The sequence below is a fragment of the Olivibacter sp. EAT-5 genome (genome assembly GCF_044784325.1).
GTDB classification, from domain to species: domain Bacteria; phylum Bacteroidota; class Bacteroidia; order Sphingobacteriales; family Sphingobacteriaceae; genus Olivibacter; species Olivibacter oleidegradans.
Genome location: NZ_CP173028.1, coordinates 160,614 through 173,799 on the forward strand (window position 1 = coordinate 160,614; position 13,186 = coordinate 173,799).

16 protein-coding genes are annotated in these 13,186 nt (G+C 39.0%); 8 read left to right on the forward strand and 8 right to left on the reverse strand.

Annotated elements, in window-relative coordinates:
• Positions 1–231: 231 nt before the first annotated feature.
• On the reverse strand, positions 232–1,413 hold the full coding sequence (locus ACH11B_RS00690; protein ID WP_377610276.1) for a hypothetical protein: 1,182 nt from the start codon (positions 1,411–1,413) through the stop codon (positions 232–234).
• Positions 1,414–1,624: 211 nt separating this feature from the next.
• Between ACH11B_RS00690 and ACH11B_RS00695 the strand changes: the two genes are divergently transcribed.
• Both ACH11B_RS00695 and ACH11B_RS00700 read left to right on the forward strand, forming a co-directional pair.
• Positions 1,625–2,086, forward strand: a complete 462-nt coding sequence (locus ACH11B_RS00695) for a DUF4268 domain-containing protein (protein ID WP_013663526.1) — start codon at positions 1,625–1,627, stop codon at positions 2,084–2,086.
• 241 nt (positions 2,087–2,327) lie between these two features.
• Positions 2,328–3,761 carry a Gfo/Idh/MocA family oxidoreductase gene (locus ACH11B_RS00700; RefSeq protein WP_377610278.1) on the forward strand — a complete coding sequence of 478 codons (1,434 nt, stop codon included), beginning with the start codon at positions 2,328–2,330 and terminating at the stop codon, positions 3,759–3,761.
• A 66-nt stretch (positions 3,762–3,827) separates the two neighbouring features.
• Here ACH11B_RS00700 and ACH11B_RS00705 read toward each other — a convergent pair whose 3' ends face one another.
• Complete coding sequence (locus tag ACH11B_RS00705; RefSeq protein WP_377610280.1) at positions 3,828–4,430, reverse strand: DinB family protein; 603 nt, start codon at positions 4,428–4,430, stop codon at positions 3,828–3,830.
• A 378-nt stretch (positions 4,431–4,808) separates the two neighbouring features.
• Between ACH11B_RS00705 and ACH11B_RS00710 the strand changes: the two genes are divergently transcribed.
• Both ACH11B_RS00710 and ACH11B_RS00715 read left to right on the forward strand, forming a co-directional pair.
• Complete coding sequence (locus tag ACH11B_RS00710; RefSeq protein ID WP_130857980.1) at positions 4,809–5,795, forward strand: GlxA family transcriptional regulator; 987 nt, start codon at positions 4,809–4,811, stop codon at positions 5,793–5,795.
• 48 nt (positions 5,796–5,843) lie between these two features.
• The gene (locus ACH11B_RS00715; RefSeq protein ID WP_013663530.1) at positions 5,844–6,200 is read left to right on the forward strand and encodes an SH3 domain-containing protein; all 357 of its coding nucleotides are present in this window, start codon (positions 5,844–5,846) and stop codon (positions 6,198–6,200) included.
• A 71-nt stretch (positions 6,201–6,271) separates the two neighbouring features.
• Here ACH11B_RS00715 and ACH11B_RS00720 read toward each other — a convergent pair whose 3' ends face one another.
• From ACH11B_RS00720 to ACH11B_RS00745, 6 genes are all read right to left on the reverse strand, one after another.
• Positions 6,272–6,853, reverse strand: a complete 582-nt coding sequence (locus ACH11B_RS00720; protein ID WP_377610283.1) for a helix-turn-helix domain-containing protein — start codon at positions 6,851–6,853, stop codon at positions 6,272–6,274.
• 106 nt (positions 6,854–6,959) lie between these two features.
• Positions 6,960–7,388: a hypothetical protein gene (locus tag ACH11B_RS00725; RefSeq protein ID WP_130857978.1), complete on the reverse strand. Its 429-nt coding sequence runs from the start codon at positions 7,386–7,388 to the stop codon at positions 6,960–6,962.
• 160 nt (positions 7,389–7,548) lie between these two features.
• Positions 7,549–8,424, reverse strand: coding sequence for a DUF808 domain-containing protein (locus ACH11B_RS00730; RefSeq protein WP_130857977.1), 876 nt, complete (start codon positions 8,422–8,424; stop codon positions 7,549–7,551).
• A gap of 302 nt (positions 8,425–8,726) precedes the next feature.
• Positions 8,727–9,533, reverse strand: a complete 807-nt coding sequence (locus ACH11B_RS00735; RefSeq protein WP_377610284.1) for an ImmA/IrrE family metallo-endopeptidase — start codon at positions 9,531–9,533, stop codon at positions 8,727–8,729.
• Positions 9,517–9,912 (reverse strand): hypothetical protein, encoded by a 396-nt coding sequence (locus ACH11B_RS00740; protein ID WP_187340806.1) that lies wholly within the window; start codon positions 9,910–9,912, stop codon positions 9,517–9,519. The genes ACH11B_RS00735 and ACH11B_RS00740 overlap by 17 nt, the downstream gene beginning before the upstream one ends.
• Positions 9,909–10,433, reverse strand: coding sequence for a sigma-70 family RNA polymerase sigma factor (locus ACH11B_RS00745; RefSeq protein ID WP_187340807.1), 525 nt, complete (start codon positions 10,431–10,433; stop codon positions 9,909–9,911). The genes ACH11B_RS00740 and ACH11B_RS00745 overlap by 4 nt, the downstream gene beginning before the upstream one ends.
• Positions 10,434–10,572: 139 nt before the next feature.
• Between ACH11B_RS00745 and ACH11B_RS00750 the strand changes: the two genes are divergently transcribed.
• Genes ACH11B_RS00750 through ACH11B_RS00765 form a run of 4 tightly spaced genes read left to right on the forward strand, consistent with a single transcriptional unit; the run spans position 10,573 to position 13,157 of the window.
• Complete coding sequence (locus ACH11B_RS00750) at positions 10,573–10,800, forward strand: DUF2188 domain-containing protein (RefSeq protein WP_187340808.1); 228 nt, start codon at positions 10,573–10,575, stop codon at positions 10,798–10,800.
• A gap of 7 nt (positions 10,801–10,807) precedes the next feature.
• Positions 10,808–11,611: a hypothetical protein gene (locus ACH11B_RS00755; RefSeq protein WP_187340809.1), complete on the forward strand. Its 804-nt coding sequence runs from the start codon at positions 10,808–10,810 to the stop codon at positions 11,609–11,611.
• On the forward strand, positions 11,608–12,738 hold the full coding sequence (locus ACH11B_RS00760) for a nucleotidyltransferase (protein ID WP_187340810.1): 1,131 nt from the start codon (positions 11,608–11,610) through the stop codon (positions 12,736–12,738). The genes ACH11B_RS00755 and ACH11B_RS00760 overlap by 4 nt, the downstream gene beginning before the upstream one ends.
• Positions 12,738–13,157 carry a hypothetical protein gene (locus tag ACH11B_RS00765; RefSeq protein WP_187340811.1) on the forward strand — a complete coding sequence of 140 codons (420 nt, stop codon included), beginning with the start codon at positions 12,738–12,740 and terminating at the stop codon, positions 13,155–13,157. Before ACH11B_RS00760 ends, ACH11B_RS00765 begins: the two co-directional genes overlap by 1 nt.
• Positions 13,158–13,186: the final 29 nt, after the last annotated feature.

Here is a 13,186-nt window from a genome sequence, read left to right on the forward strand (position 1 = left end):
GTAATGTAATTATTATTTTAATTTCATACGAAAAAGATTAAACAATGACATTAGCACTACATTTCTAATGGTTTTTTAATACATGCTATCCTTATGCCTAAGCACAGAGGCTACTTTGTTACACGGTTTTGGATTCACAAGCCCGAACGGCTCTAAAAACCTCATTGTCTAAGGCAGGCAGATAAAAAAATGGATTCTGGTCAACAAGTGAGTAAAATATTGACCAAAACATCAATATACCGCAATCCGATGCGTTCGTTGTTTATATGGAATCTTTTCCTTGCTCGCACTTCTTTGAAAACCAATACTTTTTGAGACTTTGACGGGCATGTGGCAATCAATACAGTTATCTTTGGCAAGATGTAACGCCTTTTCATCCAATGACGGATGCTTTATCTTTTGATGGCATTGCAAGCAAGTCTGCGAATAGACAGCCAGGTCAGGGCTTAGGTTAGTGTGTGTCTGATGGCAACTACCACAATCCATATTGCTAAGTTTATAACATTTGCTGGCCATTAACAATTGCTTTTGTTTACCATGAACATCTGGATCTTCGCCGGTATAACTCGTATACTCCGGTAAATTGTTAATCGTATCTCCGGGCTTAAAGAAAAAGGTCGAGTTCAACATTTTCAAATTAGTACCCGAATGGCAAACACCACACATATCGACTTTTTGTGAACGGGATAATTCTTGATATTTGACCATATATTTAGCTTCCTTCTCGTTGGGATGTTCTTGGTGGAATTGCACATGTTCTGCGGCCGGCCCATGGCAACGTTGACAATCGATCCCCGCAATCAATGAATTTTTAAGAAACTCTTCTTCCTGTTGAAAGTTCGCAGAAGCGATAATTTTAGACTGCACAAAGGAGCTATGACACTCCAAGCATCGCGTAATAATAGCCCTACCAAAATATATCTGCTCGGTGGGAAATCCCGGGCTGTTAACCCATTCATGTTCGGGAACGAGGTAATTCAAGGGCATTTGCATCAACCTATTCCCGTACCAAAATGCAAATGTATAGGCGCTTTTGCCCGCACCAAAGACCATGGCTGTTCGCTCTTCTTTCACGTTTTCTCCATTTACGTAAGCTACTTGATATAAACCGTCTGCTCGCTTCTCAACACCTACCTTGGTCTTCTCGTTAAACACGTATACGTTCTCCTCTAGTCCCATGCTATCTGTAGCAGAGGGCGTGTGTAATTCTTTACTGGTATTGAAATGTGCATTATGAAGATAGTTTTGAGCGATATCATTATGACATTGCACACAGCTCGTACGATTGGCATATTTTTTACCACGTACATCACCCGATTCCTGCTCTGTACATTGCACTATGGCAATTAATAGAGACACGCCCAAAAAGAGAATGGCAATAAGCTGTTTGCGGTTCAATTGGCCTGTTAGCATGTTGTTTAGTCTTTATTCCGATGGATTCATCGCTTTGCATTTGCTCGAAACGCTTGGGAAGATACGGATTTCATGGCATATACTGCAAGTCCGGTTTTTGTGATAGCAAGGAAAAACAGAAGCAAGCTGTCAAATAGTCCGATAGTTAGTTCCTAATAACCAATGGAAAACGTATTTTTGCAATCAACAGTAAAGGTTTAATTTTGACATTTTGTATTCTAAAGAAGAAGCCTCTAAATTAAAACAGTCTTTTTGGACCACCTTTGGGCAATACATGGCTTCCGTACCCTCGTCGGAAGGAATGAAGATAAATTGGATCAACTACAAAACGGGTTTTAAGCATCTATATTTTAAAATGGATGCTGGCAAAAAAGAAGCCTATATCGCTATTGAAATCAACCATCCGGATATGGGAATACAGGAACTGTTCTTTGAGCAGTTTAAGGAATTCAAAAAGATACTGGAAGGATACTTGAATGAAACTTGGTCCTGGAAATTGCATACGGAAGACGAGCACGGAAAAATCATAAGCAGAATATACTGCCAAATTGATCCTGTGAGCGTATTTAACCAAGCAGATTGGCCAACCTTGATTTCATTTTTTAAACCGAGAATCATCGCGCTGGACGAGTTTTGGAATATGGTTAAGGATAGTTTTGAGGCACTGAAATAAAATCCCTCGCATGTCTCCTTTAAGCCGTATGTCTACGAAATTCACATAACATAAAGGTTACATTTTAGCTTTTCACATTTGTCTCACAAAAGCTTATCTTTCGAATCGAATTCGCATTGATACCTGGTTGACACTAAATGGTATCAGCTTACTGATAAACTAATACAATAAAAATAGAGTACAGAACCTTTTATGTGTATTTGTTATTAAACGCACAGGAAGGTCTAACCGATTAAAAAACATGAATTCAAAAGACGTTTCAAGAAGGTTATTTCTCAGGAAGGCAATGATGTTATCTGCCGCCGCTGCCGTTGCGCCTACTATCTTACACGCCAATTCTTTCGCCCCAATAAAACGCGCCAAGGCGAGCGAAAGGGTAAATCTAGCCTGTTGCGGCATAGGCAATCGGGGTGGCGAGATCATTCAAGCACTTTATAGCACCGGTTTAGCAAACATAGTTGCACTATGCGACGTTGATATGGGCGCTCCCCATACGCTAAAAACCTTACAACAATTTCCGGACGTGCCGCGCTTTAAGGACTTCCGTGAAATGTTCGATAAAATGGGAGGCCAAATTGAAGCGGTTTCCGTGGGCGTACCCGATTTTTCGCATTTCCCAATATGCATGGAGGCGATGGCTCGCGGTATTCATGTATACGTAGAAAAGCCAATGGCAAGAACATTCAATGAATGCGAGTTACTGATGAAAGCTGCGGATAAATACCCTAAAGTAGTAACACAAATGGGCAACCAAGGCCATTCTGAAGCAAACTATTTCCAGTTTAAGGCTTGGGTTGAAGCCGGTATTATAAAAGATGTAACGGCAATCACAGCGCATATGAATTCTCCGCGCCGTTGGCATGGCTGGGACACGAATATCAGTGCACTGCCGTCTGCCGAACCTATTCCGGAAACGCTAGACTGGGATAAATGGCTTACCACTAGACCTTTTCACAACTACAATCATGATTATGTAAATGGACAGTGGCGTTGCTGGTATGATTTTGGCCTTGGAGCGCTGGGGGACTGGGGGGCACACATTCTGGATACAGCGCACCAGTTTCTAAACCTAGGGCTACCTGAAGAAGTAAACGCCATTAAACTCGAAGGCCATAATGATTTCTTTTTTCCGCAAGCATCAACACTATCTTTCAAATTTCCGAAGCGGAAGAAAATGCCTGCGCTAGAGATTACTTGGTACGATGGTGTAAACAATTTACCTCCCATTCCGGAGGGATACGGTGTTTCGGGATTGGATCCAAATATCCCACCGCCAAGTACAGGAAAAATCGAACCCGCCAAGCTTAATCCCGGTAAAATTATCTATAGTAAGGAACTGACCTTTAAGGGAGGTTCGCACGGGAGCACCTTATCCATTATTCCGGAAGAAAAAGCGAAAGAAATGGCGTCAAAATTACCGGAAGTCCCCATCAGCCCGTCAAACCATTTCAAGAACTTTTTACTGGCCTGTAAAGGGAAAGAACAAACTCGTTCGCCATTCCATATTGCGGGCCCACTAAGTCAAGTACTTTGTTTAGGTGTATTAGCACAACAGCTAAACACGAAATTATTGTTTGATCGTGACAAAAAGGTGATAACCAATAACAAAACCGCGAACGAGCTACTTGTAGGGCCGCCGCCAAGAAAAGGCTGGGAGGATTATTACAAAGTGTAAATTTATGTAGAGGGTGTCTGAGAATTGTTACATATACGAACATAGAAGACACCCTCCCTTCATATATTACTTTTTTGGAAAGGTGCTTGCGCCCTTCACTTCTTCTATCTGTTCAGTGTGTCTTAAACTATGCCCCGCTATATACAAAAGCATCCGGTATGCATCGGCGTATTCTTTGGCGGGTGTAATGGTTAGGTGATTTCGTAAGTCGTCAAGTGGCGTATTCTTAATAAAGTCTAATGTAATTGCACGTTGTTTCTTGAAATCGTCCAACACTTTGGGCAATTGATAGGATTGTTTGTCGGGCTGTAAAGGTTCAGGTGCTTTAAATTTCTGCGTTCTATTCTGCATCATACCAATCACATCACTATCCGTGCCCTTTAATGCTGTACGTTTTTCAGGATTGGCCGGCTGCTTCATCAAATCCTGCACCATACCTAAAAGCATATGTTCTGTTTTGGTAATGTGTTCAAGGCATTGCCCTATAGACCAGCTAGCGGTATCTGCTTTGAAGTTTACTTGTTGTTCGCTTAACCCGGCGACGTCATTAAACAAGCGAGTTTCCGACTGTTTAAAAACAGTCAGCAACGAATCTTTCGCGTTATCCGTTGCTTTTGCCGCCTCTAAGACAAACAGTAAAAAGGCGATCAAAATAATTGATTTTTTCATTGGAGTAATTTGTTTTATGTGTTTAAACTTCCCTACCTACTATCGGTAAATAGGTGCTATCTATTCTTCTCCGCTGAGCGTTGACTCAGATTTATAAGTATATTGTATGGTTTTTAATTTGGCATCTGAGCGTTACTTCAGATCAAAACAGAATAAATAATTTCCACCTCGCGTTTGACCGCCGAAATAACACTTTAATAAGTCAAAGTTATGCAGAATTCATTAAATAACGGAGGTGAAAAACGACAAAATCAGGGTGTGGAATAGACGAATAAGCATATTGCACAAAATAACACAAAGTGGTTGATTGCGACAATATTACCGTTTATATTTGCGTTATTAAGCAAAAACCAATTAGAAAACAAACAATCTTAGGTCATGAAACACATATCGATCCTGATTCCCGAAGGACACACCAGTATCACTAACATTGAAGGCACGCACCAGATTTTCTCAGAAGTAAACGAATGCTTTGTTCGAGTTGGTAGACCCCCTCTTTTCGACATTAAACTGGTTGGGATTAACCCGAATGCCAGCCAACGAAACGGTGTGTATACGATTAAACCGGATCATCTTATAGGAGAGGTAAGCAAAACAGACCTGATCATTATTCCCGCTATGCTGGGTGATCTGGAAAATGCGCTCAAGCTTAATGCGGCCTTTATTCCCTGGGTTGTCAAACAGTACATGCAAGGTGCCGAATTAGCTAGTTTTTGCGTCGGCGCTTTCTTTTTGGCCGCAACGGGTCTATTAGACGGCAAACAATGCGCAACACATTGGCGATTTGCCAACCAGTTTAGACAGCAATATCCGAACGCAAGGCTCGTTGACGATAAAATTATGACCGAAGATCGTGGAATCTATACAAGCGGTGGCGCTTATTCTTATACTAACCTACTCTTATATTTAGTAGAGAAACATGCTGGAAGAGAAATTGCTGTACTGATTGCCAAAACGTTTATGATCGACATTGATCGATATAGTCAATCACCTTTCATTATGTTTAAAGGGCAGAAGGAACATGAAGACGATCTGATTATTAAAGCCCAGGAGTTTATTGAAAAAAATTTCCAGGAAAAAATAACTGTTGATCAACTGGCAGACATGCTTGCTCTCGGACGTAGAAGCTTGGAAAGACGGTTTAAGAAAGCAACCAGCAATACAGTAACAGAATATATACAGCGGGTAAAAATGGAAGCTGCAAAAAAAGAATTGGAAACAAGTAGAAAAACGGTAAGTGAGTTGATGTACGAAATTGGTTATTCCGACACAAAAGCTTTCCGTTCGACCTTTAAAAAAATCACCGGTTTGTCTCCGATTGAATACCGTAATAAATATAACAAGGAATCTATTGTTCTTTCTTAACGAACCAACGTTCGCTAGAAGCAATAGCGTCACCAGCGATTAAGTAGAATGGAGAAGAAATATAAAACGCTGAAACCCTATAAAACACCCTACTCAAACCCGATTACACTGGTAAAAGGAGAAATCGTACGACTAGGAAAAGAGGAAACTGAAGAAAAGTGGAGAGGATGGATCTGGGCAGAGAATGATAGTAATAAAGGGTGGATACCTCGTCAGATCGTTGCTTTTTCAGAAGATAAAAGAAGTGGTTGCCTGTTGGAGAATTATTCCGCCAAAGAACTAACTATTAATGCGGACGAGCAAATCATGATCCTACGATCTTTAAACGGTTGGAGTTGGGTGCAAAATATAACAACTCATGAAGAGGGCTGGATTCCTGATGAGATAATCGGTCAAAGTGAATAACCCAACAATGTCAAAACATATGCTCCGCCATTCTTCCTTATAATGAGTTCCTACCTTCTAGCTCCTCTTCGTTAGGCCATATCTTCTTCGAAAAAATAAACCACCAGCATAACCGCCTTATAAGATCCGATGTTTTTGGGGGTATGAGGAATCCTACCGTCGAATAATAACGAATCTCCTGCACTCAAAAGGACACTTTCCTGTTCGAATTTATATTCGATTTCGCCGGATAAGATATACTTATATTCAAAAGCCAGTGTTTCTACCATTGGTCTTGAAGCATTGGGCTCTAGTTGCAGTAAAACAATATCAACCGTTGAGTTTTTAATATTTCTGGTGAAAATTCGGTGATAGTGAAACCCGATCGCTTCCTCTTTTTCAAAATGGCTATACTCGTCCTTTTTCTTTATCAGAATTGTCTTATTGTTTTTGTTGACACCGATATCCTTAAAAAAAATGTTCAAATCAACATCCAAAGATTTGATGATTTCAATCAACACCATCAAGGAAGGGATGACGCGGTTATTTTCTATTTGCGATATCAGTCCTTTACTTACCGAAGCTCTGTCAGCTAGTTCCTGAACGGTAATTCCTTTATTCTTACGTCGTTCTTTGATTTGATTGCCTATTTGTATTAAAATATCGTCCTTCATTTAGACAGCTTGTTATACTTGATGATGTAATGACTACAAATATATCAGAGCTTCCTGTCTATAACAAATGACAATAAACTATTTAGACTAAAATATTTTTAGCCGATCACCGATTATGTATAGCCGTATTGTGTTGCTTCCGAGCAATCCAAGCACCGGTACTCCAGAGAGGCCATATAATAAGCAGCGGATGTAGGCAAAGACGTAATAACCGTAAAAAATCACTGTTTAAACCAAAAGCGTCCGCATGGGTTAAATACTGCTGGAGGTTCCCCGGAAAAATTAGCAGGAAAAACAAAGCGGTTAACCATCCTATCGGCACTTGTTTTGACACCCAAAACAGCAATGCAATACCAAGCAAAATCTCCACTGCGCCCGATAAATTGACGACTAAATCGGGATCTAATGGTAGCCAGGAAGGTACTTGTGCACGGAATGGGATATGTAACCAAGTGAGGTGTCCGGTACCTGTAAATAACAAAAGCAATCCTAATAACACCCTGAAAAGACGCTGTGTTTTAGTTGTTGAGATCATAATTTAAGAAGGTAAAGGTGAAAAAACAGGTGCATAACTGTTACGCAACCTCAAGACAAATATAAATATTTAGTTGATTATCAACAAGAAATGCCATATAATTCAAAAAAACATGCTATGCAACGAATCCACTTCAATCCAATTGGCTTTATGTATAGGATCAGTGATTGGTGGCTGTTCCGGAAGAAAACATCCTTTTAGCGACCGTAAAAATTCCCACTGCGATTAAGCCTACTGCTAACCCAATTACAAATTCTTTGAGAATGGATGGTATGTTCGGCAAAATATGGTGCAAATATTCAATATTGTGAACAAAGATACCACCTGAAACCAATATAAGGGCGATTGTACCAATCACACTCAAGAACTTGATAACCAAGGGGAGCGACTTAACCAATAAGTGCCCAAGCGTCGACCATAATCCCTTATCATTGGAATACTTGATTAACCTGTACCCCGTGTCATCCATCCTAACAATGAGCGCAACGATGCCATAAACTCCTATGGTTGCCAAAAGAGCTACAACCGAAACGGTTAAAATTTGGATGGTTAGACTTCTATCTAAAACAGCACCTAATGCTATAATTACAATCTCTATTGAAAGAATGAAATCGGTAGTGATGGCGGATTTAATTTTTGCTTTTTCAACATCTCCATTTTTTTCTTCACGTTCCTCAATTACCTCATGTCCCGGCTTCTTTCGATGAAAAAAGTACTCAACTATTTTTTCAGCACCTTCAAATGCTAAATAAATGCCGCCCAACACCAGGAATACTTTTATCGCAATGGGAAAAAACACATTTAAGGTCAATGCAATTGGAACAATAATGAGCTTGTTGATCAAAGAACCTTTCGTAATAGCCCACAGCACCGGTAATTCACGTGTTGAAAGAAAGCCCGTCGCTTTTTCGGCATTGACTGCTAAATCGTCGCCCAATATACCGGCTGTTTTACGCGTTGCTATTTTACTGGTTACCGCAACATCGTCCATCAATGAAGCTATATCATCTAAAATCGCAAAAAAACCTGATGCCATATGTGTTTGTCTATAAAGCTATAAAAATATAAATTAAATTCAATTCTTGGTTAACCAATATTAGGCGCGAGCTACAACTTGCCTCATCTCGCCCATACGCCGAGGATCTTTTCGGACAACCATTCATCATAATGAAAATATGGCGTTCTATTACCTTTAAAAACAAACACCTTTTAATTCTTTCAATTAGAAGAAACAACAAAAAAGGGAAAGATTCGTTTTGAATCTTTCCCTTGTAGACCCTAGGGGAAGAATATCGAACCGTTTTCTGGATGATTTACGACGAATTGCTAGCTAATTTCTTAATCTTCCCAAATAATACTAAGAATGGTTTTGTAACGTCTTGTTGGGATACAGTATTCGTAAAACGGGGTATCTTCCTCATACTGGTTCAAATTGAACCACGTCGATTTATTTATCGTTTGCGCTTTTTCTTCCAATTTATAGATGAAATCATAATTATTTTGTAGGTATTCCACAGCGACGGAATCCGAGGGGGGCGACAGTCTATTATAATCACCCATCCAGACAATTAAACTGTCCGACTTCTTCCAATATCTGACTTTTCCATTCTCAATAAAAACCAAACATAAAGGATGAAGTTGCTCAAATTGTATATAACGGAATATAGTAGCTGTAAGACTGGTCTTAAATCTTTCGGATAGTTGCTTGATAAGTAAAGGTGAAAATTTCTTTCCTTTAGCTTCTTTATAAAATAAACTTTCGGGCATCAGAAGCTCCGATGCAAACTCATTCGCTTCCAATTCTTGCTTACCATTCTTTAAAGCATTTTCCATCCCTTCTATTATATTAAAATTTGCAAAGGTATCATCGGGAAGTTGCATATTTTTATGCATTATCAGATGTCCTATTTCATGAGCGGCAACGAAACGCTTTCTTTCGGGAAACTGTATTTTTGAATTTACTTTTATAACTGCTTTACTGTTTCCAAAGATTATTTTACCATCACAATTGCTGAGTTCTTCTTCTATTAACATTGCATCTAAACCTGCAATGAATAAATCCATATCTAAATCAGTAATCTCGTCTAGGCCACAGTTTTCCAACAACCGTTTTGCTTGTATATGTGCATTAGTGGCTTTTCTCATTATTTTCCAATTCTTCTAATAATTGAACAAGATTTTGATCTTTGATAATCTCAATGAGATCTTCTTTCGAAAGCTTATCAAGGTTGCGATACAGAGCAAAGGATGGATTGCCTTGGATAAATTGTTTTAACATAGCTACAGGCTTCTCAATGTTTGATTCTATTGCTTTCTGAAATTTTACAACAAGTGCCTGTAGATCGTCATTACGTTTCTTTTGTGCTTTTGCCTTGGCTAAAAAAATAATTTGCTTTTTCTTCTTGTTATATTCATTTATATCTTGAATATTCTCATTTAGCAAATCATCAATAAGCTCCTTATCTGCTTCTTTATAGAAGGAGACCAATGCCTCATCTATTTTATTTTTTATATCCTTGCTCATATGATATTTTTTGCTTCTGATTTAATTTTTGACAATGTTCTTTGAAGACGTTTCGTGACATTATAAATCACTTTAACTTCTACTCCTAAATCCGAGGAAATTTCAGCAGGTTTATACATTCCATCCATCCAGCATTCAAAAACAGTTAATTCTTCATCGTCAGCCCCCGCTTCCTTTAAGAGTTCTCCCAATCGAAGCCTTTTCTTTTCGAAATCGTATTCGGAGTTAGATGCCATCAGTTCGGGTAACTCATCATCATATTTAACGCGATTTGATTTAAAAAAATTACTTATCTCACTTTTTAAGCATCCGAATAAAAAATCATCAAACGAACAGGTGGCATTATCCCAATCTCTTGTTCCTTCTATAACTTTTAGAATTACGTCGCCTACAAAGTCAACAGGCTCTTTTCCATTGAAGCTTTTTATTCCTACAGAACCTAAGCGGTTTAATGCATAGGCATTCATCCGGTCTATGACCGCATCTAAATCGATCGATTGTATAGCTTCAACAAGATTCATTGGCTTAATCTATGGTTAGATGCTAAGTTCCGAAAAAAAATTGCCATTAGTGGCAAAAAAAAATGAAATGGTAGCATATGTAATTGAGAGCTTCTAAAATATATTATGAAGCTTGATTTTAAGTCAAATTTAGGATATTATGAGTAAAAAAAACCAACATGTCGTGCCCAAAGGAGATAATTGGGCTGTTAAAGGAGCCGGGAACACAAAAGCGACCAAAGTAGTTGAAACACAGTCAGAAGCTGTCAAGATAGCGCGCGGAATTGCTATTAACCAAAAATCAGAAATTGTTATCCATAGACCTAATGGCCAGATTAGGGATAAGAATTCTTACGGAAATGATCCGTTTCCTCCAAAAGACAAATAACATTCGAATGAAAGGGAAAGTAAGTTTTATTATTGGTATCCTTGGATTCGCTATCTGTTTCTTTTTAGAGAGTGGTGAATCCAAGGCCACAATTTTCAAGATTTCGTTAGGTTTCGTCTTAGGAAGTCTTATCGAATTCATTGTTTTCTTAGTTGAGAACCGACGACGTTGGGGAATGCTAAAGACTTTCATTATTAAACCCAATAAGCCAGTAAGGATAACAGTTGCTTACTTGTTCAGGATCGAGATTAATGGAAAGTATATACTCATTAAAAGGCACAAGAAAGATAGGATCGGCTATCAGCCCATAGGGGGAGCGTTCAAGTACTTCAAGGAGGAGAATCGGGAGTTGTTTGATAAGCTCGGAATTGAACCTTGCGACTTAGTTCCCCGAGACGAGGACACAGAACATGATTTAAGGATTAGAATAAATAAAAGGAAAAAACTTATTGAATTTTTAAAATGGTTTGAGAGTAGAAAAAATCGGGAAATCGATCCATGGAGGGAATTCTATGAAGAGCTTATTGAACCTGGCCTTCTTCCTTCGGAGCCTTTTAAACACGTCAAGTATGCTTTCATTGGCAATCATAAAGAGGGTGTGATACCGTCTCCTGTATTTCCAATTGATGAATTCAGATATGCAGAGATATACGAACTAAGACTTGAGACAGACGCACAAAAAAAAGCTATAGCAAACCTTCTAAACAATGAAGGAGAGATAATCTTTGCCAGTCCTGATGAAATAAGGCGGGGCGCTACAGAAAAAGGAGAAATCATATTACCACATACGTTTAAAATTTTACCACGATGATTAGTTTGAGTGACAAAAAAACACAAATTGATGACATTCTTGATAAGATGGCAGAAAATTTGCAACTTGGAGACTCCAGGTATGACCGAATGAAACAGCATTATGAAGCTGTAAAGAACTGGATTGAGAAAGATGAAAAATTTTTCAAGCCATTTGCTTATGAAGTTTATCCTCACGGATCAGTACGCATCTTAACAACCGTAAAGCCTATTGGCAAAGATGAGTTCGACCTGGATATTGCCTTGCATCTTAAGACCTCTCATATTTCACACACGCCTCAAAAAATCTACATAGAACTAAAACGCAGGCTAATGGAGCATGAGAAATACAAAGAAATACTGGAGGCTAAAAACAGGTGCTTACGGTTAAAGTATCATGGAGACTTCCACATGGACATATTGCCTGGTATCCAAGAATTTGATTGGGATGACGATAGGCTCTGCATCCCAGATCGATCTTTAGGACTTTGGGTTAGCAGTAACCCCCGTGGATATGCGAAATGGTTTTTGGATAAGGCCAATTCTGTTAAGACTAGTTTACTGGAAAAAGCTCTTCAAGCAGAGAACATACCAGCAGATAATTTTCGATACAAAAAGCCGTTACAGCGTGCTGTCCAGCTAATAAAGAGGTACAGAGATGTATATTTCCAAAAGGATGCGACGTATAAAACCTCCAGCATCATTTTAACAACAATTGCAGGACAATACTATGACGGGGAGGATAGTATTTTTGATACTGTCGAAGGCATAGTTAATCGTATGTCAGAAAACATTCAATACTTGCCTGATCGTATAAAAATACTAAACCCGGTAAATCAACAGGAAGACTTTACTGATAAATGGGATAAAGAGCCGGCCTTTTATGAAGCATTTAAAAACTTCCTACATCATTTATACAATGAGTGGCAAGAATTGAAAAAGGAGCATGGAGTCCTTCAGGAAGGGCAAATATTGAAAGGTTTGTTTGGTAGCGACCTCTTTATAAATGCTCAACGAAGTCAAGTTGAGCAACTGGAAGATTTCAGAAGGCAGAAGGCTATTGGAATCAGTCGAGGTTCAGGCAATATAGTTCAAGTGGGAACATCATCAAGCACACTTATCAAAAATAACACTTTTTATGGTTACTAATGCGTTATTCAAATAGCATATTGAATCCTAAAACTGTACTCGTTCAAGCACAGGCTATACGTAGCAGATGGCCTGGGTTTAATGTCACAGTATCAAGCGGCAGACTGAAAGCGATCGGAAGCTTACAGCCTACTTCGCGAAGCAGCGCATATAGCATAAAAGTTATTTATTCTCTCAATCAGCATCCTGACATATTTGTACTTGATCCTAAGCTAAAGCGCAATCTTAATGACGAGAAAATCCCGCATATGTATTCGCAGGAGAAACTCTGTCTTTATCGACCTTTATACGGCGAGTTTAAGTTCAGCGATCTGATCAGCGAAACTATCATCCCATGGGCATGTCTTTGGTTATACCATTACGAGATCTGGCACTTGACCGGCGACTGGTTGGGAGGAGGAGAACATCCAAATGAGTAAGTTTAAGTCCTAATCGAACAGCTTTTTCT

Bases quoted from the DNA above. Each gene is read 5' to 3' on its own strand.
- ACH11B_RS00690 (WP_377610276.1), bottom strand. From the start codon at position 1,413: ATGCTAACAGGCCAATTGAACCGCAAACAGCTTATTGCCATTCTCTTT.
- ACH11B_RS00700 (WP_377610278.1), top strand. From the start codon at position 2,328: ATGAATTCAAAAGACGTTTCAAGAAGGTTATTTCTCAGGAAGGCAATG.
- ACH11B_RS00705 (WP_377610280.1), bottom strand. From the start codon at position 4,430: ATGAAAAAATCAATTATTTTGATCGCCTTTTTACTGTTTGTCTTAGAG.
- ACH11B_RS00710 (WP_130857980.1), top strand. From the start codon at position 4,809: ATGAAACACATATCGATCCTGATTCCCGAAGGACACACCAGTATCACT.
- ACH11B_RS00715 (WP_013663530.1), top strand. From the start codon at position 5,844: ATGGAGAAGAAATATAAAACGCTGAAACCCTATAAAACACCCTACTCA.
- ACH11B_RS00720 (WP_377610283.1), bottom strand. From the start codon at position 6,853: ATGAAGGACGATATTTTAATACAAATAGGCAATCAAATCAAAGAACGA.
- ACH11B_RS00725 (WP_130857978.1), bottom strand. From the start codon at position 7,388: ATGATCTCAACAACTAAAACACAGCGTCTTTTCAGGGTGTTATTAGGA.
- ACH11B_RS00730 (WP_130857977.1), bottom strand. From the start codon at position 8,424: ATGGCATCAGGTTTTTTTGCGATTTTAGATGATATAGCTTCATTGATG.
- ACH11B_RS00735 (WP_377610284.1), bottom strand. From the start codon at position 9,533: ATGAGAAAAGCCACTAATGCACATATACAAGCAAAACGGTTGTTGGAA.
- ACH11B_RS00740 (WP_187340806.1), bottom strand. From the start codon at position 9,912: ATGAGCAAGGATATAAAAAATAAAATAGATGAGGCATTGGTCTCCTTC.
- ACH11B_RS00745 (WP_187340807.1), bottom strand. From the start codon at position 10,433: ATGAATCTTGTTGAAGCTATACAATCGATCGATTTAGATGCGGTCATA.
- ACH11B_RS00750 (WP_187340808.1), top strand. From the start codon at position 10,573: ATGAGTAAAAAAAACCAACATGTCGTGCCCAAAGGAGATAATTGGGCT.
- ACH11B_RS00755 (WP_187340809.1), top strand. From the start codon at position 10,808: ATGAAAGGGAAAGTAAGTTTTATTATTGGTATCCTTGGATTCGCTATC.
- ACH11B_RS00760 (WP_187340810.1), top strand. From the start codon at position 11,608: ATGATTAGTTTGAGTGACAAAAAAACACAAATTGATGACATTCTTGAT.
- ACH11B_RS00765 (WP_187340811.1), top strand. From the start codon at position 12,738: ATGCGTTATTCAAATAGCATATTGAATCCTAAAACTGTACTCGTTCAA.